Genomic DNA, 939 nt, shown 5'->3' on the forward strand with positions numbered 1-939 from the left:
GCCTTCGTTCTTGCCAATCAAGGCACGAGCGATCGGTGAAGAAACAGAAATCTTGCCAAGCTTAATATCCGCCTCATCTTCGCCAACGATTTGATACTTCACTTCTGAGTCATCGTCGATTTTCAACAACGTTACCGTTGAGCCAAAAATTACTTTTCCTGAAGGCTCAATTGCCGCAACGTCAATCACCTGCGCATTAGAAAGCTTACCTTCAATTTCTTGAATGCGTCCTTCAATAAAGCTCTGCTGCTCACGCGCTGCATGGTACTCAGCATTTTCTTTCAAATCGCCATGCTCACGGGCATCAGCGATCGCCTCAATAACACGAGGACGTTCTACGGTTTTTAATTGAACTAATTCTTCGCGCAAGGCGGCTTCGCCTTGCACTGTCATCGGAATACGATTCATAGTTTTCCTATAATTTGCTTTATATCCTGCTAATCAGTATAGCCTTGCTTTAGTGCAAATCCTGCAAGCGACGCACTTTTTCATTTGAGCCAAAACGAATCGCACGCGCGATCGCTTCACCACCCCACAAAGTAGTACTGTAAGCAATCTTCTTCTGCAACGCAGATTGACGGATATGCGAAGAGTCTTTGATTGCTTGACGCCCTTCCGTAGTATTGACGATCAAAGAAATATCTTCATTCTTAATTACGTCAACAACGTGTGGACGACCTTCACGCACTTTATTCACAACACTAACTTCCATGCCTGCTTCCTCAATTGCCTGAGCAGTACCACGCGTTGCAACTAAGCTAAAGCCACCCTCAACAAGAAGTTTCGCAAGTTCAACAACACCTTCTTTGTCTACGTCACGAACACTCAAGAATGCCTTACCTGATGCAGGAAGTGTTTCACCTGTCGCGATAAAACCTTTAGCAAACGCCTCATCGAAGGTTTCACCAACACCCATAACTTCGCCCGTAGACTTCATCT

1 protein-coding gene and 1 pseudogene are annotated in these 939 nt (G+C 45.2%); both read right to left on the reverse strand.

Annotated elements, in window-relative coordinates:
- Nucleotides 1-408 (reverse strand): transcription elongation factor GreA (greA, locus tag A3762_RS22610; RefSeq protein WP_068757741.1); only part of this gene is annotated, 408 nt, incomplete at its 3' end.
- Between the two features lie 49 nt (nt 409-457).
- Nucleotides 458-939: pseudogene (carB, locus tag A3762_RS22615) on the reverse strand (carbamoyl phosphate synthase large subunit); the annotation flags it as partial.

It is taken from the genome of Oleiphilus sp. HI0125 (assembly GCF_001635355.1).